Here is a 21,484-nt window from a genome sequence, read left to right as displayed (position 1 = left end):
ATAAGCACCCAGGCTCTAAAGATTCAGCCTCTTTTGCTGTACGTTCAAACCATTCTTTCAGAGGTTCATTGTAATCGGTCGGCCAACTATGTTGGCATCTGCTTCAAATTAAAAGGGAGCAGCTTGCTAAAATCCTGCTGAGATTTACAGTCACGAATATTTTCAAAGAGCACTCTCAGGTAATCAAAAGGATTGCATCCATTGGCGTTCGCTGTTGCAATGAGGCTGTAAAAAAGAGCACTGGCGTGCGCCCCATTAGGAGTAGCCGCAAACAACCAGTTTTTGCGTCCAAGAGCGAAGGGTCTTATCTGATTTTCGATAGCGTTGTTGTCGATTTCAAAGATACCGTCGAGCAAGTAATGATTAAGTTCTTTCCAGCGTTGCTGCATATAGGATAATGCGCCTCCTAATTTGGATTGGGGAACAGCATGACGGATGGAATGTTCGAGCCATTGTTTCATCTCATCTAAGATGGGTAGGGCTTTGCTTAATCGTAACTGATGACGTTGCTCGGGCGAAAGTTTTTCAACTTTGGCCTGTTTCTCAATAGCGTAGAGTTTTTGAAAGAAGGCCACAGCTTGATGAGACTTTCCGGTGGTTTTGGCCAGTTTGACGAGTTCCGCAAAAGGCCTTCTGGCGTGAGCCATGCACCCAAGATGAATGATATCAGGATGTTGATTCACCCAATCATATCCGCTATAACCATCCGTTTGTAAATAACCTTGATAACCATTAAGGATTTCTTTTGGCCAAAGGGCTTGTCTGGTTTCTCGGTAATCAAAGAGAATGACTTTTTTGTCGGGTTTTGCACTTTGATAAACCCACATATAACTGTTTGACGTATTGTTTCGTCCCGGTTCATTCATGACCTGCAGGGGTGTCTCATCCGCTTGCAAGTAGTTTGATTCTAATAAAGCGCTGATAAGGGCTTCACGCATGGGCATGCACACATCGGCTGCATGAATCACCCAGCCGCAGGCGGGTGTTTCTTGGAATGTGAATCCCCATTCCTTCCCATATTTTCTCCTGACGATAGAGAGGCAGATGATTTTGGTATTTGCTAACAATGGTATGCGCCACCAAACTGGGGGCTGCCATACTTTTGGGAAGAAACAGCATGGGCAAAGGGGCGATACTGACTCCTTCGTCGTAACGATTACAGGCATATTTGGTCGAACATGCGCAATCACTTTTAATTGTGCGGGAATGATTTCGAGTTGCTCAGTTACCTCTTCACCAATCCGATGTTTCAAGCATCCACATGTGCATTGTTTGTCGAGCTCCGCAATATCATGTTCAATTACTTCACGCGGTAAATTATCAGGCAATGTTCGGCGCTTAGGCTTATTACGGGTGTAAGTGATAGTAACCGTATTTTCTTCTTCGGGCAGTTCTGCTGCAGGGACTGCTTCTGCCTCATCAAACTGCAACTCCATTTGTAACACGTTGCTTTCTGAGGAACGAGAAAAGCGTTGCTGTTGAGCAAGTCTAAACTGTTCTAAAACGCGCTCGTAGTTCTGTTTTAACGTCGCATTTTCTTCTTGTAATGCAAGAACAAGTGCTTGAAGTTCGGAGATGGATTGAGGCAATGAGTCTGTCTTTTTCATGGGCAGATTATGCCATAACCACCCTGATTTTATGAGGGTATATTAATAAAAATCGCGATAAATTGCAGGCTCTTCTCCTTGAAAGTGAACGAATTTATTACTCGCTAATAACCAGTTAAAGTGCTCTCGGCTCAGTTCAAGATGACCCTGGGTATTGCGTGGAAAAACAAACTTCCCTTTCTCCAGACGTCGATACCACAACGTGAAACTGTGCTCCTCATAATAAAGCGCCTTTAATTTATCTCCACCTCGGTTTCGAAATAAGAACAAATGACCACTCGTGGGTTCCATCGCTAATACCTCCTTCACCAAAATAGCCAATGTGTTAATCGATTTACGCATATCCGTAATGCCGCAATATAAATGAATTTTTGCATTGTCTGGAATCAACATGTTTTCACCAAATGCCTCAGTAACGTCAATAACGAATCTCCGGCAAGATTCACTTTTACTTCGCAGCGAATATGATTTGGCAGGTAAAAGAAACGGGGCCTGTTCTTCGACAAAGTCGGTAACAGGGGACACCATTACGGGCTCAAATAGCGCTGATGCCGAGGATGTCTCCTCTACCCCAGAAGCTTTGGCTTTCTTCTTGTTGGCGTGTCTTCCATACCAGCGATATTGGAGCTGACTTAATACCAGCTTATTGCGTTTGCAGAATTCAACTTGCGTTAATCCACTGCCTTCATATTTCTTAAGAAGACTGCTCCAGTTCATGGATGGTTTGGACATGACTATCTCTCTTTCTTTAATAAAAGTGAGATGCTCGCTTAATTTATAATGCAGCGGTAGGTGTAGTTCTCAGAGCGGTTACAATATATTTTACTCTTTATGGGACAAAAATTTGGAGTAACTCATTGATTCATAGACAATGCATGCTTTTTCCGGAAAAAAATGGCAGAAAGTGCTTGTTGCACAAAAGAAAATAGGTTGAGTTAACCCCTTCTTTCGTGAGTTAACTCAATCTAACAAGCTTGATTGGAATACACGAGCTAACCGTCCCTCTATAGAGGCATCAATGCTTAACGAGAAAAACGGGGCTTTATAATTATTCCAAGATTTTTGTGGTAAAACTGCTTCTTAGGTAAAAACCGCGTGGTAATGTTTTCATTTTATTACCATGGCTATCAAATCCATAACATAGGGATCTTCCATTTGCAGCTTTAGGTCTAACTTGTAAACAATCTCCTGATTTTGCATCAAGAGTTTCAAGATTCCCAGTGCTGATTTGTAATGTCAAATAATTCCAATCAGTTTCTAGAGTGCGTTCTTGTACTACACTCGGAGACCATAAAAAACCCTGGCCAATCCTTCTTTGTGGGTAAGGAATATCGGTATCCCCTTCTATAGGAATCCATAAAACTCTTTTGAGCTTAGCGTAACATTGAGACGTTTTCCATTGTTGTTGATGAACAGTAAGTAAAGGAATAGACGTAATAAAGGTTGATTCAGTAGGTCTTCCAGATTTCCCAATAGGAAGAGTTTTGAGTTCTATGCCTAAATTTTTGAAATCTGGTAATGATTTGTTATAGGCATTGGCTCCTAAAGCTAGTTCAATCGCCTGTCCAACCCACCCTTTTCGTTGATTAGAGTCGATTGGAATTAATAAATCTAAGCTTAAGCTTAATTGGGCGAAACTAAGGCCAGCAATACTTGAGCAATATTCCATTAACTCAGTTTCAGTTTGTGGTGGTGTGCTTTTTAGCAGTGAAATCATTCTGCCCCTCTTTCTCTTTAATCTCAACTGCAATAGGTTCAATAGGAGGTTTTATATTTGCTGCTTTAAATTGAGCCATAATAGCAAACAACACTTTAGATCGTACTTCAAAACGAGTATGAATTTGCACATTGATAAAATAGCGTGCTTCAAATTCAAGCAGCGCCTCATCAATTTTTTTGAGAAAAACTTGAGCAGGTGGATCAGCAACAATTTCTGGGGTGGTTGCTAAAACATCTAAAATAATTTGTTGAATCATCACTGGATCATCTGAACGATGAACTTTTATAGGAAAAACTGTTCTCACAATACTGTCTTGATGTGTCCAGTTCGTAAAAGGCTTATTAAAAGTTTCTGCATTAGGAATTAACACTTCCATATTATCCCATGAAGAAACACGCATGGAACGAATACCAATATGAGCAACTCGTCCTTCATGCTCCCCTATAGTGACTAGATCACCTTCCCTTACTGGTCTTTCAATAAGAAGCATAAGGCCGCCTACAATATTACTGGCAAAATCCCGCAAGCCAAATCCCATACCTACAGCTAGCCCTCCAATTATCATTGACATACCACTAAAATCAAATCCCAGTACATGGAGTGTTACAAATCCGCCTAAAAGAACTACAGCATATTGGCTAAAGACTGAAAGACTGTTACGTATCCCTGCATCTTTCGTATTTTTATACAACCATCGATAACAAAACTCTCGAGTCCACTTGGAGGCCCAAGCAAAAAATGCAAGAAGCATAAAAAACTCGATTGTGCTATATACAGTAATATGAATGCCGGGAAAATTAACAATCGTATATTGAGCAAATTTTCCTAAACTAATCATTACTAACGAGTCAGAATGCCAACCAAATAATTGAAATAAAACTAAAATACTTGTAATAAGCAATAAAATCCGCATTATATTATCTATAGGCTTTAAAAAAACCTCGATCCATAACCATCCATTTCGTAATGAGGAAATCATTAATTCAGAAAACAATTCAAGCGCATCAAATAATAAACCCCGAGCTAGAATGTATCCTACTAATACGAGTAAAGCATATGCCAAATACAAACTCATACTCCACGCTAAATTGGTGAAGCCAAATAATCCAATTACAGCGGTAGAAAATACAGTGATTGGCATCAAAATAACCAATAGAGAAATAGCATTTCTTACATATCGCTTCTGGCTATTTAATAAAGGACCTAATAGATAAGGAATTACGTCTTTACTTTTCCAGGCAACCAAAGATACTGTTAAAACAAACAACATAAATAAACGATTAAATATATCCTGGATCAAAATTGACAAAGGGAGTAAATGACCAATTGTCATTAAGGCTGTTGTCCATCCTCCAAAAAGTAATAACCATTTTAAACGGTAATATAATTTAACATCTTTTCCAGAGGAGTCTGTTATTCGCTCTAATAAAACTAAACGAGCAATTAAAATTAAAATCTTAAAAGTGAACCAAACTGCAATTAATTTAAATAATAATTGATAATTCGCAAACGAAATATGAGTAATAGCGAGTAATACCCACAACATTGAAACAACACATAAATACGGTATATTTCTTTGTACTAAAACCAGCACTCCATCATATAAGTAACCAGTTAAACGTGAACGTTCTTTGTCACTACCTAGCGTTTTTAGGAAACGACTTATTAAAAATGAAACAACTGCTATTATTACAAATCCACTCCATAATACGACCACAGATAGAGGGCTTAACCATAAATAGCTATCATAAACTTTTAAACTTAATGTCTTTATATATTTATAAAATAAACCAGGAATCCCAGCTATTTTATTAAGGATAAACGGCCAGCTATTAATGTTATAATCAGCCAGGGTTTGTCTTGAAGACATCAATTTTTTAAGTTGTGCTTGATAGTCCGTTAAACTTTTAAACAAAAGTTGTTTTTGGTTTTTTGATTCATTGATCTCTTGAGTCAAAGTTTTCTGTAACGAGTTAATTGACTGCTTCAAATTAGGGGCAGTAACTAATTTGATTTCGTTCTCAAGAAAAGTATTTATTTGTTGTAACGATTTTTCAATCTTGGAATATTGGTTTAATGCATCTTTATAAATATCAGTAATTAATTGTAAATTTTTTGTATCCGGATTTTTAAGATAAATCATATCTCCTTTAACAAGTGTTCTTTGAATGTTTAAGGCATTAATGCGATTTTGAACAACAGCAATATTTTGATTATTAATCAGTAATTTTGCTTCATAATCAGATGAGGATAATGGTGCTTGCTTAGAGCGCTTATCAGGCTGATTATTGATATTTTCATAAAGCTCGAGTAGTTGTCGATTAAGCTTTTCTTTTAAAATCTTTATTTGTACTAATTTTTGTTCAAGCACAAAATTTGAATGCCAAAACTCTAAATTTTTTATTTCATCGGTAAGTGCAGATTGATAATCATTTGCAAGTTTTAAATTATCAGTAGTTAGCTGTATTGTTTGTTTATTAATTAAAAGTAAATTTTCTACCCTTGCAACTCGTTCAGGAACCGTTGTGTCTTCTTTAATAATAGGTAATTGCTGCAGGAGCTTTAAACGTTGGTTCAAGTAATTTTGTTCTTTATTCTCGTGTTCAAGAAAACCCTCTAAACTTTTTATTTTAACATTTATCATTGTAAGTATTGAGGACACTTGCTTCATTTTAGCAGTGTATTCTTTTTCATTTTTAAGGGTTATTGGTTGTGTTGTTTCCTGAATTGACGTAATCAAATGTGCTTTTTCTTGGGTTAAGTACTCGATGAAAGTAGTTGGATTCTTTGCAGCATTCTTTGCAGGTACTGAGGTGGTTGCTGCATATAATGAGCAACCCAAAAACAAAAAGAGTAAAAAAGTAGCTGGTTTTCGACTTATAGACATTACTTGCAAAGCGAATTGCTTAAAGAAAAAAAACACGTGGGGCATGAACAAAGGACGTATGTGATTACTTATCATCGCCAACAGACGTCCTACTTCTAATATGTTATTTAGTTTGCGTAGTTGGGGCAAGTCTTATTCCTAATTCTGTTAATTGTGCACTACCCGTAGGTGATGGTGCGCTCGTTAAAGGACACGATGCTGTTTGAGTTTTAGGAAAAGCAATTACATCTCTAATGGATGTTGAATCTGTTAATAACATAGCTAAACGATCGATGCCAAGTGCAATTCCTCCATGTGGCGGAGCTCCATATTGTAAAGCATCTAGTAAAAAGCCAAACTTTTCCTGCGCTTCTTGTTCATTAATTCCTAGTAACTCAAACACTGCTTTTTGTAACTCTGATTGATGAATACGTATCGATCCCCCACCAATTTCATAACCATTAATTACTATATCATAGGCTTTGGCTAACGTGTGGGTAGGATTGGCACGCAAATTATCAGGGTCTAAATTTTGGGGTGACGTAAAAGGATGATGCATAGGACTTAATTTATTGCTCTCATAATCCAGTTCAAACATTGGCCAATCAATAATCCATAACAGTTCCCAACTTTCTTTAAGCAACTTTTTGTCATGTCCTAATTTAATTCGCAATGCCCCCATAGATTCATTGACTATATGACTTTTATCAGCGCCAAAGAAAATAACATCGCCCGTCTTTGCTTCAGTACGATGTAAAATAGCATTAACGGCATCTTCAGAAAGAAACTTCAAAATCGGCGATTGCAGTCCTGTCATTCCCTCAGCAAGATTATTTACTTTAATATAAGCAAGTCCCTTAGCCCCGTAAATAGAAACAAAACGTCCATAATCATCTAAATCTTTTCTACTAAGATCACAACCTCCAGGTAATCTTAAGGCAACAACTCTAGAATCCGTATCATTAGCAGCCACTGAAAATACTTTAAAATCAGATTCCTTTACTAAATCCGCTACATCGACAAGCTCTAAAGGATTACGCAAATCGGGTTTATCACTACCAAAGCGTCTCATTGCTTCGGAATAAGACATTCTCTCTAATTTTTCAGGTAGATCTACATTAAGGATTTGCTTAAATACGGTTTTTAGCAAACCTTCAATAAGATTTAAAATGCACTCTTCATCAATAAAGGCCATTTCAATATCAAGCTGAGTAAACTCAGGTTGCCTATCAGCACGCAGATCTTCATCACGAAAACAACGAACAATCTGATAGTATTTGTCAAATCCTGAAATCATTAATAATTGTTTGAATAGCTGAGGAGATTGCGGTAATGCATAAAATTGACCAGGGTGCACTCTTGAAGGAACTAAATAATCGCGAGCGCCTTCAGGTGTCGCCTTCGTTAACATGGGGGTTTCAATATCAAGAAAATTTTGTTCATTAAGATAGGTACGAATACAGCTATTTAACTGATGACGTACAGTTAGCTTATGCTTCATAGCAGGACGTCGCAAATCAATGTAACGGTATTTATAACGCAAATCTTCATTAACCATTTGAAAATCATCAGGCAAGAATGGAGGCGTTGGTGATTGATTTAGAATTTCTAGCTGCGTACCGATTACTTCAACTTTACCAGTTACCATGGCTTCATTAATCATACCATCAGGTCGTTGACGAACAAGACCAGTCACTCGTACTACAAATTCTGAGCGAAGCTTTTCTGCATCCGAAAAAGCTTTTACATTTTCTGGCTCATACACCACTTGTAGTAAACCCGAGCTATCACGAATATCTAAAAATATCACTCCACCATGATCACGACGGTTATGAACCCAGCCGCATACAATCACTTCTTTCCCTAAACCTAATTCATTAACCTCTAAACAATGGTGTGTGCGCATATAAAAACCGCCTATAAATATTATTAACTTGTTGCTAGTAATGCAGCGCTTGGTTTGGGCGGCATTACTCCTAAAGAAATTATAAATTTTAGTGCTTCATCAATACTCATATCCAACTCCACAACATCTCCCTTAGGAATCATCATCAGAAAACCCGAAGTGGGATTAGGAGTAGTAGGTATAAATACAGAAATTAGTGTATCTTTTATTTTATTATTAATTTGGCTATTTGCTGTTCCAGTTTGAAAAGCAATACTCCATAATCCTTTGCGTGGATATTCAATAATAACTACTTTACGAAAAGCCTCACTGTTTGTTGATACAACCGCATTAATTACTTGCTTGACTGTTTTATAAATTGAACGAACCAATGGGATTTTTGAAAGAATAGATTCACCCCAAGCAACAAGTCTTTGACCAAAATAATTGGTAGCAACTACCCCTGTAATTAACAATATCACTAATGATAAAATAACTCCCAAACCAGGAATATGATGGCCTATCAATTGTTCAGGCTGATAACCCTTAGGAATTAAAGCTAATGTATTATCCAGTAAGTCAATAATGAACCGTAACACGCCAATAGTGATGAGTATGGGCAACCATACCACTAATCCAGCAAGTAAATAGCGTCTTAATGACAGTGTTCTCACTTAGTATCACCATCTTCTGTTGTTTTAGATGCAGTAGTCTCCTTGGATTGGACTGAGGAAGAAGAATCATCATTCTTAGCCTTCCCTTCCACTGACTTACTGGTTTTATTTTTAAAATCAGTAGCATACCATCCAGTACCCTTCAATTGAAAACCAGCAGCAGAAACCAATTTAACTACAGTGTCCTTATAGCAAACAGGACATTGTTTTATTGGATCGTCACTGATTTTTTGCATCAAATCAAAATGGTGATGACAACTTGTACATTGATATTCATAAATTGGCATCTAAAGCAACTCCATTAACTACATATTACTTATGTTTAACATAGAATTATAGCTAACTCATAAAGAATGAACAATATATAAACCTTGATAAGATAGATCGAACGCGCTAAAAATCCCTTATCTTAAAAAATACGAGGAGAGGTAAATATTGCTCACTCAGCTCACTTTAATAGCTATTTTGAATAAAATAATTCTCTTAAGATTTATTCCAATAACACTTTTAATACATGCTATCTACTCGTTTCATTGAAATAATTATCAGTAAAGCACGAATCAAAGTATTTTTGTAGTTTACATTTTTTGAGGAGTTCTCAAAACATGTTCGTCATATCCTGCTGATCTTAAAGGAGCTAATTGTTAACTGCTCCTATATTTTTATAAAAATTTTTCGCCTATATAAAAATACAGCCACTAAAAAATTTAAGAAAAGGAACGTTAAAGAATAAAACAATCCTGCATTTTTAGGACTAAAATTACCGAACAAATATTCTGCAATCGCTACTCGAACTACATCCTGCGTCCCATCTGACAGTGGTAATAAGAAAAAAGATTGGATTTTTAATAACATCACATGAAAAACAAAAATAAATAATGCATTCATTCCAAGAATTTTAAAAGGTAATGACCATTTGTTATATCCTATTATATCAATAAAATAATAACAGAAACTAAAAACAATAAGTGAAAATCCACTGCACCATAAAACAAAAGAGCTTGTCCATAGATTTTTATTTATTGGAAAGCTGTAACTCCATAACCATGCCACTAGAAGAAAGAGCAACCCTGCTGCAATCATCAGAATACATTTCCTTTGTTTTTGAATCTGAGCCAGCAATAAACTTCCTGCAATAACACCAGACAGAGTTGTAGCGACAGAAGGAATAGTACTTAAAAATCCCTCCGGATCAAAATTTCTAAATAATAAGTGCTTAGGTGAAAAGAGTAACTGATCGATATAGCCAACCCAATTTCGCGTTATGGTCAATTGATTCATTCCTGCACCTGGCAAATGAATATAGACCAAAAAATACCAATATCCCAATAATATGCCCCAAAAAATAAAAATTTGGGTTCTTATTGTTGTATGTAAATAAATAAAAGCACAAATTAAGTAACAAAGCGCGATACGTTGCAAAATTCCATATATTCGTATTGATGATATATCAATATTTTTAGGAAAAACATTGATGAAAATACCCAATAAAAACAATATGATAGTACGCTTAAAAATGCTATAATAAACTTCGTTTTTACTTTCTTCTTTTACATGTCGTTTTAGACTAATAACCGTAGTCATCCCTACTATAAATAAAAAACTTGGAAATACAAAATCAGCTAAAGTACAACCATTCCATTCTGAATGCAGTAAAATAGGATAAGAAATCCTTGTTCCTAAACTATTTACTAAGACCATAAGCGCCATTGTCAAACCACGAAACACATCTAAAGATAAGATTCGTTCGTTTTGCAGCAAATGATTACGCATAAAATAATTTTCTAAAAAAGGAAGCATAATAGCAGGATACTAAATTGTCTTCAAACCTCGCACAGGCACATCCATATGATATACATAATGTTTTATAATTTGCTCTGCTTGCTCACATGTTAATGGCTTACTGATCGCTCCCTCCATAAAATAATGTTGACAATCATATTTCACAACATCTGCCTCAAAACCAGTTAACGCAATAATAGGTACATGATGTTGTGTTTCTCTTTCTTTTTGCCGCAACTGCTTTGCAACTATATAACCAGAAGAATCCTCCAAGCCTATATCCATCAGTACTAAATCATATTTTCCTGGCTGGAACAACTTCACAGCACTATCCGCTGAATTTGCAATATCTACCTGGCAATTTAGAGCAGTTAATAATGCTTTTTCAACATTCTGCGCGATAATATTATCTTCTACCATAAGAATTTTAGGCAAATAGTTTTCTTTTGAAACTTGCTCCGCATTTTGAACATTTTTTATATAATTTTTTGTATGTATTTCAATATTGTTATTAGGTGTTAAATGATTCAAAATAACAATCAAACCAATTAGGTCTTTATTACGATTATGCATTGGTATACGCGAGGATTGAAAGTAATAATTCTTACCTGAACCATCCATAATGGGTTTTTCTTGCACATTATGTTGTGGAATACCCGAAAAAATTACTTTCATATCATCCAGTTTTAACTCTTCTACTCTATCTTTATTCCAATGGCCAAACTCCTCCATCTGTTGATAAGGAGTACCATCCAAATCTTGGAGTGTATTTAGTCCTAGTAATTTTATAAAGTTATTGTTACATCCTTTCAAATTACAATCAGTGTCCAACCAATAAACAATATTGGGCATTGAGTTAATAATTTCCATGTAGTATTGATGAATGGAATCAATATCCTCTTGAGATTTGTTTTTTGCGTAGGAAGACATGCAAATACTCCGATAAATTTAATTTGCATGTAAATTATAGTACAGATTAATTGACGTGAATTTGGCATAAAAAAGCATTTGCGTGCTTCTTCAATATCATTAAACGAAAAATGCACAACATTCTTAGAAATCGAGTTCTAAAATAAAAGCAGTTCAAAGAAATATATAAAACTCACATAAATTACTTTAATTATAAATCATTTTTCCAAATAGCGAAAAATTGCAGCTACCAAATTACATAACAGTTTACTTTTAAGCTTGTTATTTAACCAATAATCCATTCTATTTGATTTTTCAAGTCAATTGATATTTCTGAAAGTTCTTCAAGATCATAATCCATGTATGCATTTTCAGCCGAGCAATTTGCTTGATGCTGCAAAATTCTCTTATCACGTTCTTGATGTAGCCATAAAATCTGAGGGATAAATATATGAAGAATTCCTTCTACCCATTTGTCTAGTACTTGCCAGTATGGATCATTAATTAAATTCATTTTATAGCGTTTTATCAGACGAGCAGTATGTTCTGAATCGTACCAAATTTCAGAGGTTACCCATCGATTTACAGTAAATAAGCGAATTGGGTGCCCAAATTGATTCATACCTATCGCTACTAAATGCGTCATAGGATTGTCAATATATCTATCCCAATCTGTCAAAGGTACGGGTTTGATGCTTTTAGGAATATGTTTATAACGTAAAAAACAATGGAAATGGCCATGCTCAGTACTTTCGTAATTTTCACGGTGACAATGGTAAAAATATTGTGCTCCAGTTTTATGATCGATGCGATCTCCTTGTGGATAATGGCTCATTCGCTCAAAACGCCGTTTATTTTTTAAGGCATAATGAAGAATGCTTTTTCCTTTATTAGCAGTCATCAATTGTTGCGCTTCTAAAACTTGTTGCGCATAGCCTAAATAAGCTTTTTTATGCCATCTGCTAAGTTGAGGTAAATTGAATTCTGAGTGAATAATCATATCTTTACTACATAAGAGAAGACAATATAATGAAGAGGTAGTGGAAACTACCTCTTTACAGAATAAAACTGATGATTAGTCGCCAGAGCAACCACCACAGCCTTTGCAACCCTTACAACCTTTACAGCCAGTACAACCTTTACAACCGTTGCAACCTTTACAGCCATTGCAAGAGCTTGAAGTAGCTGGAGTAGAAGCATCTGCATAAGCAACAGAAACTACAGGAGCTGCTAATACAGTTAACAGTGCGGCTACCGCCATTGTTGATTTTTTCATAATTTTTACTTCCTTGATAGTTAATGATTTTTTAACCCAATTAGATATTAGCAAATAAATTAGGATTTTGCTTCTTTTTTTAATAAAAAATTTGAGTTATTAATAGGTTTTTTGACAATTAATTCTGTCCAATACATCCCATGCTTTATGCACTGAAGAGGTCATTGTTAACAGACCCTATACTCTCTTAAAAACTTCCTGTAGGAGCATTATTGAGTAATAATTTTATGACAACTCTTTTTTGGAAGTGAATAAAAGAATTTTATCAAGCATCCTGGTTGTTAAAATCCTTTTTAGAAAAATCATTAAATGAGCAGGAATAGTGATCGGGTATTTTGCTTTAGGCCTTTTAGATTCTATGGCATGATACAATTTTTTTATCACTGCATCTGGCTGCTTAGTAAAAATAGAGGCAGATTTTTTCTGTTTAAACTCCTCCAGCATATGCTCATATTGCTTGCTAAAATAACTATGCTGCTTATCTATATAATTTAGAGAATTATCAACGCAATTATCCCTGAAACGGCTCTCTATAGGCCCTGGTTCTACAGTAATAACATTAATCCCCGAGGAGTGTAATTCTAGCCTTAAGGTATCACTGACGCCTTCTACTGCATATTTTGAGGCATTGTATGCACCACGAAAAGGCATACTGATAATACCTAATATTGAACTAATGTTAATGATACGACCATGTCCCTGTTTACGCATAATAGGAATAGTTAGATTCATAAGTTCAACCAAACCGAAGACATTTGTTTCAAACTGCGCACGCAATACATCACGAGTAATATCCTCCAATGCTCCTGCTTGACCATATCCTGCATTATTAATCAAAACATCTATTCGCCCTTCTGTTTTGGCTAATACCTTTTCAAATGCGCTTTGAATTGAAGATGAATCAGAAACATCCAACTGAACGGCTTCAAGTCCAATGTTTAATAACTTTTCGACATCCTCTTTTTTTCTGCATGAGCCAATTACTCTATGCCCTCTTTTTTTTAAAGCAAATGCGGCATCAAATCCAATACCACTCGAACATCCAGTAATTAGAATTATTTTTTCCTTCATTTATTGATCCGAAATAGTTCAGAAAATAATTTATAATCGATAATTCTAAATGTAACAATAGGTTTTGTTGGCAATTCACTTGTGAATTTCATTCTAAAATAATTAAGGTGAAGTTAATAAATATTACTTAAGTGTAAAATTTAACCAAATAATCTATGTTTGATTTAACTTCTAGTGCTAACCTGTGCCTACATTTATCATGGGAAAATTATTATGCCTTTTTTTCAAAAAAACTCTCACAAAACCGCAGTAGAAAAAATTAACGCGGCTAAAAACTTGTTAGTGCAAAAACAACTAACAGAAAAACAAACAGAATTTTTCTTTGAGATGTTAAATGCTCGAATTAATGATTTTGAAACCGCGTTAAAGGAAAAACAAGAGTCTTCTGAGCGAGAACAAATAATAGAACAATATAACCGTTTCGCTAAAGCTCTATTTCACTGTTTATCCAAACCTGAATCTACTCTTTTTTATACAAAAAATTATCATGATTTTAAATATTATCACCCTGTCGGCGTTAAAGATGTAATAAAAAAAGACCCTATAAAACAAAACATTTCAATTACAACTGCCATTTTAGGTGCAGCCCTAATCCTAGCATCTTTAGTTGCCTTTGCATTTAATCCACTCATTGGAGCAATACTTTTACCTATTGGAATTACTTTATTAGCTCCCGCCTGTCTTTATTTATTAACACCAGAGTCACTTGATACAACATCTAAAAAACTTGAAGAGAAAATTATTTTTCAAACAGGTGCAAAATTAATCAAATCATCTATAAACTTTGATGAAATGCAAGAGCTTGATACCTTTGTACCTACTTTTGATACCCCCGTATACACTAGGTAATGTAAAAAGCTGAAAAGATCTCATGGAATTTTCTTAAATTTGAGCTATTATTCAATTTTTGATTTCAGGAGCTTTGTATGAAAGTAGGTCGCGACAGCTTGTCAACAAAATGCGTATTGCAAGTAGATGATAAAACATATCATTATTTTAGTTTAAAGGAAGCTGAGCATAAACATTTTAAAGGCATTAATCGCCTCCCGTACTCGCTCAAAGTTCTTCTAGAAAATCTATTACGCTTTGAAGATGACAATACTGTTACTACCAAAGACATTAAAGCCATTGCAGAATGGTTGCATGAGAAAACATCTCAGCATGAAATTGCATTTAGACCAGCACGTGTGCTCATGCAGGATTTTACCGGAGTACCTGCTGTAGTTGACCTCGCCGCCATGCGTGCTGCAATTGCAAAAATGGGGGGGAATCCAGATAAAATTTCTCCTCTTTCTCCTGTTGATTTAGTTATTGATCATTCCGTAATGGTAGATAAATTTGGTACTCAGGATGCCCTAACAGTAAATACCGAAATTGAACTGAAGCGTAATAAAGAGCGATATGAGTTTTTACGGTGGGGGCAAAAAGCTTTTGATAATTTTCAAGTTGTTCCACCAGGAACAGGTATCTGTCATCAAGTAAACCTTGAATATCTGGGTAAAACTGTATGGACCAGTGACGATAATGGCAATTTATATGCTTATCCAGATACTTTAGTTGGAACCGATTCTCATACAACTATGATTAATGGTCTAGGTATTTTAGGTTGGGGAGTGGGTGGTATCGAAGCAGAAGCAGCAATGTTAGGACAACCTGTTTCGATGCTCATACCTGAAGTGATCGGATTTAAATTATCTGGAAAAATGAAAGAAGGGATCACAGCAACTGATCTCGTACTTACAGTCACACAAATGCTTAGAAAAAAAGGTGTTGTGGGCAAATTTGTTGAGTTTTATGGCCCAGGTTTGAGTGATTTGCCACTCGCTGATCGAGCGACTATTTCTAATATGGCCCCTGAATATGGAGCGACCTGTGGATTTTTCCCAATAGACAAGGAAACCATTCGTTATCTCGATTTAACAGGGCGCGATAAACATACTGTCGCTCTAGTTGAATCCTATGCTAAAGCCCAAGGCATGTGGTATGACAAAGATAGTGAAGATCCCGTGTTTACTGATACATTAGAACTAGATTTAAGTACTATTGTACCTTCGTTAGCAGGCCCAAAAAGACCCCAGGATAAAGTGACTCTTAGCACATTACCTGTTGAATTTTCTAGTTTTCTTAAAGAGGCAGGCAAAGAGGACGAGAAAGACAATTCATTTACAGTTAAAAATCATGACTTTCAAATGAAACATGGAAATGTAGTTATTGCTGCGATCACCAGCTGTACTAACACATCCAATCCAAGTGTGCTCATGGCTGCAGGTTTAGTTGCTAAAAAAGCGGTTGAAAAAGGACTTACACGCAAACCTTGGGTTAAATCCTCTTTAGCTCCAGGCTCCAAAGTGGTTACTGATTACCTCAAACAAACCGGACTACAATCTTATTTAGATCAATTAGGTTTTAATTTAGTAGGTTATGGTTGTACAACGTGTATCGGTAATTCAGGTCCACTTCCTGATGCTATTTCTCACTGCATTAGTGATAATGATCTGGTTGTTTCTGCAGTTTTATCAGGAAATCGTAATTTTGAAGGACGAGTTCATCCTCAGGTTCGAGCAAACTGGTTAGCTTCGCCACCCTTGGTTGTTACCTATGCATTATGTGGAACAACGACGATTGATCTCAGTAAAGAGCCAATAGGCAAAGACAATCATGGTAATGATGTCTATTTGAAAGATATTTGGCCCTCAAATGCAGAAATTGCAGCTGAAGTATCAAAAGTTACAGGCAGTATGTTCCGCAAAGAATATGCCGAAGTATTTCGTGGTGACGAACATTGGCAAGCAATTAAAACCAGTAGTGGTAAAACTTATGGATGGGATGAGGATTCAACTTACATCCAACATCCACCATTTTTTGATAACTTAAAGGCAAAACCCGATCCAATTAAGCCAATCAAACAAGCTTATGTATTAGCCCTGTTTGGCGACTCAATTACTACTGATCATATCTCTCCTGCAGGCTCAATTAAGGCGAACTCTCCCGCAGGTTTATATTTAAAATCTAAAGGAGTCGATGAAAAAGAATTTAACTCTTATGGTTCTCGACGCGGTAACCATGAAGTAATGATGCGGGGTACTTTTGCAAATATTCGTATTCGCAACGAAATGACCCCTGGTCAGGAAGGAGGAATTACACGTTATATTCCTTCAGGTGACATTATGCCAATTTATGATGCGGCGATGCTCTATCAGAAAGATCATCATGATCTCGTTATCATTGCAGGTAAAGAATACGGTACAGGATCATCAAGAGATTGGGCTGCAAAAGGTACTAATTTACTTGGGGTCAAGGCAGTAATTACCGAAAGCTTTGAGCGCATCCATCGCTCTAATTTAATTGGAATGGGCGTTTTACCTTTACAATTATGCAATGATATGACGCGCAAGACTTTGAATTTAAAAGGAGACGAGCGCATTAGTATCGAAGTATCTGATTCATTAAAACCTGGTTCAATGATCCCTGTAACCATAGAGCGTGCAGATGGCCAAGTAGAACAAATTCAAACCTTATGCCGGATCGATACCGCTGATGAATTAGAGTACTATAAAAATGGAGGTATTTTGCAGTACGTTCTAAGAAATTTATGTGCTTGATATAAAGTTGGGTTGGATTTTAGCTTAGCAGTAATCTGGTTTTTCTAAAAAGAAACTTTGATATCGAAATACTCAATAAGTATACGTCCCTCCTGCAGATATCCCGTAAGTTTAAACGCGCGGGATATCGAAAATTCTTAGATAGGCATTTGATAGAAACCAACCGATAGTAACTCTACATCCAAGTTATTGGCGGTTTAACCCTAGACCGCAATTATTAAGGATTAATCATGAATCACCCCAAAAAGGTTTTAAGCGTCTTCTCTTTGGTAATGATTAACGTAATCGCTGTTGATAGTCTGCGCACCCTACCCATCAGTGCAAAATTAGGACTATCCTTAATATCCTATTACGCTGTTGCCGCATTCGCTTTTTTTATTCCTGTTTCTCTTGTAGCAGCAGAACTAGCAACAGCATTTCCAAATACTGGTGGAATCTATGTATGGGTTCGCGAAGCGTTCGGCAAACGAGCTGCGTTTATCACCATTTGGCTTCAATGGATATATAATGTAGTCTGGTATCCTACGATACTCGCATTTATAGCAGCTACACTATCGTATTTATTCGCTCCTGAATTAGGGAATAATAAATTTTATTTATTAAGTACCGTACTCGTTTTATTTTGGTTATTCACTGTCCTCAATTGTTTCGGGATGAAAATATCAAGCATCCTGAGCACTGTTGGAGCAACCGTCGGTACAATATTTCCGATGCTTTTCATTATTGTTCTCGCTGTATTTTGGGGAATGGAAGGCAAACCAATAGCCGTAGGTTACTCTTCTAATTTGTTACCGAACTTTGAGTCGTTAGGTAATTTATCACTTTTTGGGGTTGTCTTATTTGGTTTACTCGGCATGGAAATGTCTGCAGTACATGCAGAGGAAGTTAAAAATCCTCAACATGATTACCCAAAAGCATTGTTTTATTCAACAATATTGGTTATTTCTACTCTTTCTTTAGGTTCCTTAGCTATTGTTATGGTCGTTCCTAATGAAAACTTAAGTGTCGTATCAGGACTTATTGATGCTTACGCGGTATTTTTTAAAGCCTATCATATGCCTTGGATGACCGCAGTGATCGCCGTGTTAATTATTTTAGGTGGGCTGAGTGGTGTATCAGCATGGATTATTGGACCAACTAAAGGATTAATGGTCTCTGCACGTGATGGCTCTCTACCCGCAAAGTTTGCACAAACGAATAGATATGGCGTTCCAACGAACATTCTCTTGGCCCAAGCCATTATTTTTACTATTTTAAGCACCGCTTTTATTTTGCTGGATTCAATCAATGCAGCTTATTGGATGCTTAGTGATTTATGTGCTCAAATGGCGTTATTAGTTTATATCTTCATGTTTGCTGCAGCCATTAAGCTAAGATATAGCAAACCACATCAACATCGCGCATATACTATTCCAGGGGGAAATAAAGTCATGTGGCTTGTATCTGGAATAGGTATTTTGTGTTGTCTTGTTGCTATTTTTATTGGTTTTGTACCACCCACTCAAATTCCAGTAGGCAATGTAATCATTTTTGAATCATTTCTAATCGGTGGATTAATTCTATTTGTATTAATTCCATGGTTTCTGGCTAAAAAGCATTGATGATTAAAAATCCATGCCAATTATTTTGATCTAAAACCTGGGTAAATTGCCCGGGTTTTAGCAGACCAACCTCTTACTCTTAGAATCCGAACAACTTTAATTCTCTTGATTCAGATTTCTCTCATTGATAATTAAGAAAATTGTCATCAATTTATAACATTATTCATATCGTTTTCAACGAATACAGTCTAATAAAAGTATCGATCTGCTGATAATGAATTTTTGTATAAATTTCAAACTATTACTCTAATAATCTAACTATAGTACGCATCTTATGTACAGTGAGTCATATTCGCAGATTACATAAACAGAATACCCCCAACACATTCTGATTAGTCTCTTTAACCTCCTCATAATCACAGACTGCTTAAATTTCATACATAAAATATTGATTTTAAGGAGTGTGTCATGCCTAATGTACCTAATAAACCTATTATGATCTTAGCCGTAATCGAACCTGGAACAATGGGTGACTTATCTTTCGTAGATAAAATGATTGATACTTATCAAAGTAATGGAAACGCTCAATCATTTGTCATTCTACTCAATGATATGGGAGATGAGTCTTTAAAAGATAAAAGCATTGTTCAAACTTTAAAAAATAAGGTTGGTGAAGAAAATGTTCGAATTGTACATAGTGACAGTAGAAAATCTGAGGAGATTGCTCAATCTTGGAAATTACGAGAAGAAATTGCCAATACTCAACCTAAAGCAATTGTTTATGGGCCAATGATAGTCGAGATAGATTGCGCCTCCTCTAAAAGATTAGCAGCTATCAATAATATACCATTTATTGTTATACCTGAGTATAGCTATAAATATTTTGGTTCTAACTCGATTCCAACTGGACCTGGAGCTGAAGCTAGTGGTATGTTTTTGGGTAGATATGAAAAACTCCAAACAATACATGTTGAAGACCAGCAAAAAATTGGTAAGCCATTAATCCAAATGGAGAAGGATAACCAAATATTTTTTGGTTATCTGAATAATCATTTATCAGGCCCTAGAGTAAATCCAGAGACGTTCAAAAAAGAATTATTAAGTTATTTATATTTTGTTACCAGTACATTAGTAAATTCAAAGAATCAAAAACCAGCAGAGGTTTTTACTCGAATTACATCTGAAATTTTTGAATCTTATATTAATGAGTTAAAACAAAACAATCCTTATGAATGTAATTTTGAAATCCAATATGATGGAGTAACACATAATATCACCGGCAAGGATGGAATGAATGATAACGTTGTAAAAATTAATTTAAGCAATCCATTTCCGTTGAAAAAAGATACTATGATTACAATGATGCACGCTTGTAAACGGCAAAAAAATCCTGTTTGTGCGACAGGAGATCAATCGCTTGGCGAAACAATTTCCATAGGAGTGCCTTTTTTCTATCAAACCATGCCTTGGAAAAGAGATCTAGCTCATGATTTAGACACTATGGCAAAAGCAAATGGACTTGATGGTATAAGTGAAATGAATAAACAAGGACTTACTTTTAAGTGTTTAAATGATGCAGATCAATTTGCCAAAAAATACAATGAAAATAGAGATGAATGGGCAATTCAGTATGCAACATTAAGTAATTATATACCTGATTTACATCAAGACTTACCTCAAAGGATTGAAAGCAGCATCCAAAATCATTCTCAATTAGGCTACACCCATAGAAACAGATTTCATGCGTTTCCTGTTGACTCTGAAAAATTTAATGGCGAGTTTAGAGGCGATTCGCTGAAAGCAAATATATTAGCCGATATTAAAGATAAACTCTTAGGAGCACCAAATGAAGCCACTTTAAATTTGATAGTCAATGGATTTAAAAATTCAAATGAGTATAACATACTAAAAACTGCACAAGGTGTAAAAACAAGAGTACTTAATCTGGAAACAAGTTCAATCAAAGAGTTCAATAAAATAGTGGAGGCGGCAAAAGAAGCATTACACTCTAAATCTAATTCGCCTATGGGCTCATAGTTTAATAGTAATAGTATTTATCAATAAGTATGTATCGTTGACTCCATGTAAAAAAGTACTTGATATCGTTGAATAGCCTCTATAATAAAGCTAAAAGCTTACTCTGTTTCTGTTTTGTAGGGGACAATGGATAACAGTGGACTCATTCTAATAAGCAAACATATCAATTACAGATTGATTCCACAAATTTGGTTGTTCTAAGTTCGATAAATGTCCCGCATTAGCTAAAAGAACAAGCTGGCTATTTCTAGACAGAGTATGCATGGTAACACTTTGTTGTGGAGAAATTACCTTATCAAATTCACCTGTTATAATAAGCACAGGTACTGTAGTTGCAGCCAACACTTCCAAAGTGGCATCACGCAACGCCATGCCACGTAATGCGGAAGCAACAGCAGTTGGTTTTTGCTGCGTTAAAATATGATAAAGGTAATAGGTCACTGGTGATTAGCAAAAACCAAAGATTTTTTCCCGGAGAAATGATCCATCAAAATCTGCGAGCAAACATCAAAGG

General features: G+C 35.8%; 17 protein-coding genes. 4 read left to right on the top strand and 13 right to left on the bottom strand.

The window, feature by feature from the left end; genetic code table 11:
- Nucleotides 1-86: 86 nt before the first annotated feature.
- From tnpC to Lsan_RS07470, 12 genes are all read right to left on the bottom strand, one after another.
- Nucleotides 87-1,607 carry an IS66 family transposase gene (gene tnpC / locus Lsan_RS07525; RefSeq protein WP_058513893.1) on the bottom strand — a complete coding sequence of 507 codons (1,521 nt, stop codon included), beginning with the start codon at nt 1,605-1,607 and terminating at the stop codon, nt 87-89.
- Between the two features lie 42 nt (nt 1,608-1,649).
- The gene (gene tnpB / locus Lsan_RS21490; RefSeq protein ID WP_058513892.1) at nt 1,650-2,339 is read right to left on the bottom strand and encodes an IS66 family insertion sequence element accessory protein TnpB; all 690 of its coding nucleotides are present in this window, start codon (nt 2,337-2,339) and stop codon (nt 1,650-1,652) included.
- Between the two features lie 316 nt (nt 2,340-2,655).
- Nucleotides 2,656-3,324, bottom strand: a complete 669-nt coding sequence (gene mutH / locus Lsan_RS07515) for a DNA mismatch repair endonuclease MutH (RefSeq protein WP_058513891.1) — start codon at nt 3,322-3,324, stop codon at nt 2,656-2,658.
- A complete protein-coding gene (locus Lsan_RS07510) occupies nt 3,287-6,214 on the bottom strand; it encodes a mechanosensitive ion channel domain-containing protein (RefSeq protein WP_083505103.1) in 2,928 nt (975 codons plus the stop codon). The genes mutH and Lsan_RS07510 overlap by 38 nt, the downstream gene beginning before the upstream one ends.
- Nucleotides 6,215-6,317: 103 nt before the next feature.
- Nucleotides 6,318-8,099 (bottom strand): aspartate--tRNA ligase, encoded by a 1,782-nt coding sequence (gene aspS, locus Lsan_RS07505; protein WP_058513890.1) that lies wholly within the window; start codon nt 8,097-8,099, stop codon nt 6,318-6,320.
- 23 nt (nt 8,100-8,122) lie between these two features.
- Nucleotides 8,123-8,752: a DUF502 domain-containing protein gene (locus Lsan_RS07500; protein ID WP_058513889.1), complete on the bottom strand. Its 630-nt coding sequence runs from the start codon at nt 8,750-8,752 to the stop codon at nt 8,123-8,125.
- Nucleotides 8,749-9,039 carry an FmdB family zinc ribbon protein gene (locus Lsan_RS07495; protein ID WP_058513888.1) on the bottom strand — a complete coding sequence of 97 codons (291 nt, stop codon included), beginning with the start codon at nt 9,037-9,039 and terminating at the stop codon, nt 8,749-8,751. Before Lsan_RS07495 ends, Lsan_RS07500 begins: the two co-directional genes overlap by 4 nt.
- Before the next feature lie 367 nt (nt 9,040-9,406).
- Nucleotides 9,407-10,525 (bottom strand): acyltransferase family protein, encoded by a 1,119-nt coding sequence (locus tag Lsan_RS07490; protein WP_058513901.1) that lies wholly within the window; start codon nt 10,523-10,525, stop codon nt 9,407-9,409.
- Between the two features lie 39 nt (nt 10,526-10,564).
- Nucleotides 10,565-11,464: a response regulator gene (locus Lsan_RS07485; protein ID WP_058513887.1), complete on the bottom strand. Its 900-nt coding sequence runs from the start codon at nt 11,462-11,464 to the stop codon at nt 10,565-10,567.
- 265 nt (nt 11,465-11,729) lie between these two features.
- Nucleotides 11,730-12,443, bottom strand: coding sequence for a DUF6969 family protein (locus Lsan_RS07480; RefSeq protein ID WP_058513886.1), 714 nt, complete (start codon nt 12,441-12,443; stop codon nt 11,730-11,732).
- Between the two features lie 75 nt (nt 12,444-12,518).
- On the bottom strand, nt 12,519-12,719 hold the full coding sequence (locus tag Lsan_RS07475) for a hypothetical protein (RefSeq protein ID WP_058513885.1): 201 nt from the start codon (nt 12,717-12,719) through the stop codon (nt 12,519-12,521).
- Nucleotides 12,720-12,944: 225 nt separating this feature from the next.
- A complete protein-coding gene (locus tag Lsan_RS07470; protein WP_058513884.1) occupies nt 12,945-13,790 on the bottom strand; it encodes an SDR family NAD(P)-dependent oxidoreductase in 846 nt (281 codons plus the stop codon).
- Nucleotides 13,791-14,003: 213 nt separating this feature from the next.
- Here Lsan_RS07470 and Lsan_RS07465 point away from each other — a divergent pair, with 213 nt between their 5' ends.
- The 4 genes from Lsan_RS07465 to Lsan_RS07450 all read left to right on the top strand — a co-directional run bounded on the left by Lsan_RS07465 (nt 14,004) and on the right by Lsan_RS07450 (nt 20,970).
- Nucleotides 14,004-14,639 carry a lpg1689 family Dot/Icm T4SS effector gene (locus tag Lsan_RS07465; protein ID WP_058513883.1) on the top strand — a complete coding sequence of 212 codons (636 nt, stop codon included), beginning with the start codon at nt 14,004-14,006 and terminating at the stop codon, nt 14,637-14,639.
- A 77-nt stretch (nt 14,640-14,716) separates the two neighbouring features.
- Complete coding sequence (gene acnA, locus Lsan_RS07460; RefSeq protein ID WP_058513882.1) at nt 14,717-17,392, top strand: aconitate hydratase AcnA; 2,676 nt, start codon at nt 14,717-14,719, stop codon at nt 17,390-17,392.
- 230 nt (nt 17,393-17,622) lie between these two features.
- On the top strand, nt 17,623-18,993 hold the full coding sequence (locus Lsan_RS07455; RefSeq protein ID WP_058513881.1) for an APC family permease: 1,371 nt from the start codon (nt 17,623-17,625) through the stop codon (nt 18,991-18,993).
- Nucleotides 18,994-19,401: 408 nt separating this feature from the next.
- Nucleotides 19,402-20,970 carry a hypothetical protein gene (locus Lsan_RS07450; protein WP_058513880.1) on the top strand — a complete coding sequence of 523 codons (1,569 nt, stop codon included), beginning with the start codon at nt 19,402-19,404 and terminating at the stop codon, nt 20,968-20,970.
- Between the two features lie 147 nt (nt 20,971-21,117).
- Here Lsan_RS07450 and Lsan_RS07445 read toward each other — a convergent pair whose 3' ends face one another.
- Nucleotides 21,118-21,411, bottom strand: a complete 294-nt coding sequence (locus Lsan_RS07445; protein WP_058513879.1) for an alpha/beta fold hydrolase — start codon at nt 21,409-21,411, stop codon at nt 21,118-21,120.
- Nucleotides 21,412-21,484 lie beyond the last annotated feature (73 nt).

Origin of the sequence: Legionella santicrucis (genome assembly GCF_001468135.1) — a bacterium.
GTDB lineage: Bacteria > Pseudomonadota > Gammaproteobacteria > Legionellales > Legionellaceae > Legionella > Legionella santicrucis.
The sequence above is the reverse complement of the archived record's forward strand: the minus strand, read 5'-3'. Positions and strand labels throughout refer to the sequence as shown.